We start from the raw sequence: 2,728 nt of genomic DNA on the forward strand, positions 1-2,728 counted from the left end.
ACACACCCTCGCTGCCAGCGGATACGAAGCCTTCGGCAAAGTCACCTTCAACCGCCAAGACGAAGCCCGCCACGTCCTCCCCATCGTCTAACCCGGCCATATACGTAGGCCAAAGCAAGCCATTAGAAAGGATTCAAAATGCACGCGCCAGTTGTTAATCAGGAGATCTCCGCAGAGGATTTCAAATTCGCCTTTCGGCATCATCCAGCAGGTGTAGGAATTATCACGGCGGACGTGGGAAACGGCCCCGTAGCCATGACGGTAAGTTCCCTGGCCTCGGTGGGTATCAACCCGCCGTCACTGGTCTTTTCCGCGTCTCCCATGTCATCAAGCACACAGACTATCTGCGCTGCCGAGACCGTCGTCGTTCATCTGCTGGCATCCGATCAGGTGGAACTTGCGAAGCTTGGCGCAACGAGTGGCGTGAACCGCTTCGGAGACGACGTGGAGTGGGCGCGGTTGCGTACCGGTGAGCCGTACTACCCTAACGCCAACTCCTGGCTCCGTGGACGTGTTGTTAACCGCATTGACGTGAGCGGTTCGACTCTCATCGTTGTGGAAGCCATCGAGGCTAAGCCTCGGGATGAAAATGAACGTTCAGATGCTGCTCCGCTCGTCTACCACAACCGGAAGTGGTTCGCCCTCGGAGAGCACGCAGCACTGAGCTAAACCTGGTTGGGTTCAGGCAACGAATGAAAAGTGTGCCTCGTGAATTGTTGGAGCCCTCGCTGGCAGAAAAGGCGTCCTTATCCTGCCGGGCTCACGGTTTGTAGAACGGGCTTCCCGGTCCGGCTGGGCAGGGACTCCTGCACGAATCCCCGGTGGGCTAGGTTAGAGAATCACCAAAACCCGGCTGGTTGCAGACGGCCGCAGCTGTGGCTTGTGGTGCGAATTAGCTTTTGCCGCAGATGAGGCTCAGGAATCCGCGCGCCAAGCCCACATTCCGCCTGGCTTGCACCCGAAGCAACGCTTCACGCACACGTCCATCGCCTCGACAGCTCATCCCTGGCTCATGACCTGGGCACGTCGTGGACATGCGTATTGTGGCGACAGCAGTGTTCTAGCCGATCGTCAGGCAGCGTTGTAGTGCGCCGTAATGCTGATATTGGCATGGGAATCTCGCGGCACCCAGACCAGAACCGGGGCATCATATATGAGCAACGTGTCCCCGTGCACCTTTAGGAGGCGTCGGCATTCGACTGCGTTCTGATCGCACAACGTCGTACGAGAGAAAATCCATTGAGAAATCACAATATTATTCCTGGAGGCAGGAACTAGCTCGATGACTGTTTTGATTGTCGGCTGCGGTGATGTGGGTACTGAGGCGGGCTTAGGCTTTTCACGTAAGGGGTTCCGCGTGGTGGGGTGGCGCCGTTCCCCGGATAAACTCCCCGCTCCCATCGAAGGCGTGTTTGCGGACCTTGAAGGCCAACTACCTACTATTCCGGCCGATACCTCCATCGTTGTCTATTGCGTAGCTGCCCAGGGTCACAGTGAAGACGCTTACGATAGGGCCTATGCAGCGGGGCTGCGTAAGGTGCTCGATGCACTTTCCCGTGACCAAGTGAAGCCGCAGAGATTTCTTTTTGTCAGCTCCACGGCTGTCTACGGAAACGCCGTCACAGGTCAGGTGGACGAGAATACAGAGGCGTCGCCCACTTCCTTTTCGGGGCGGGTGATGCTTGAAGGCGAAAAGCTGCTTCGTAGCCGCTTGGGCAGGACAGGGACTGATGCGGTTGTCCTGCGGTTAGCCGGCATCTACGGACCTGGCCGTACTCGGCTAATTGACTCGGTAGCGAGGGGTACAGCGGTGATTCCGGCTGAAGATCGCCTCACTAATCGTATATACCGTGATGACGCTGCCGCCGCGATCGTGCATTTGACAACGATGAATACGACGCCGCAATCCACCTACCTTGGCGTCGATGACGAACCGGTGGAACTTGGAAAGGTCCTAACGTTTTTGGCCACCGAATTGGAACGGCCGCTGCCCCCGCTCGGTGAGGTGGTAATAGGTCGCGGCGGTGATAAACGCTGCGTGAACACAAGGCTGCGCAGCACTGGATTGCGCTTTGAATATCCGGATTACAGGGCAGGTTATCGGGCTATCCTGACTGGCAGCGCACGGCGCCACCCATAAACTCCACCACGCGCGCGGTGTTGATGTGATTTTGGCTTTGAGATCACCTGCCGGCGAACGTGAAATGTCCTCGCGTCTGACATCCGCATCGCGTGTGTGGGTCTTTTGCAGCGGAACAAGCGCCCGGTAATGGAGAGACCTGCATCATGGCAGCTAGCCAAACGTACTCTGGGCCCCAGATGTGTCCACAGGTCACACAGTGCTCGGCTGAGTCGGTGTTGCTATTAAAGGGTTCCTCAGCCGCCAAAAACTTGCGCCAGGAATTCAGGATCCTGGCTAACGTCGGCCTGTTGAAGGGTCCTTCTGAGACTCCCACGTGAAGTCCTTCCTGGCTCTTCATGTCCTCGTACGTCGATGTACAGACAAAGATCTGCAACATTGGCTTCAGCACTATCGCTAAGCCAGTTTCATAGTTACTCTACATAGAGTACCGCGCCCGTTCAGTATTTGTTCACACTCCGGTGTACTCCTTGCCCTTGGAGGTGAACGCGCCCGGTGTGTCCCAGTTCAGTGTCTTAGCAGGAGTGTTCTAGATGTCTAATGCAGGTATTCGTCCCGAGATCGAGTCGATCATCGAGCAGATTGATG

The 2,728-nt window shown here is 56.6% G+C and carries 2 protein-coding genes; both read left to right on the top strand.

All coding sequences use genetic code 11. From position 1 onward, the window contains the following. Nucleotides 1-138 precede the first annotated feature (138 nt). Nucleotides 139-669 carry a flavin reductase family protein gene (locus FB478_RS21005; protein ID WP_144601536.1) on the top strand — a complete coding sequence of 177 codons (531 nt, stop codon included), beginning with the start codon at nucleotides 139-141 and terminating at the stop codon, nucleotides 667-669. A gap of 613 nt (nucleotides 670-1,282) precedes the next feature. Further along, complete coding sequence (locus FB478_RS21010; RefSeq protein WP_144601537.1) at nucleotides 1,283-2,140, top strand: SDR family oxidoreductase; 858 nt, start codon at nucleotides 1,283-1,285, stop codon at nucleotides 2,138-2,140. Nucleotides 2,141-2,728: the final 588 nt, after the last annotated feature.

It is taken from the genome of Arthrobacter sp. AG367 (assembly GCF_007828995.1).
GTDB lineage: Bacteria > Actinomycetota > Actinomycetes > Actinomycetales > Micrococcaceae > Arthrobacter.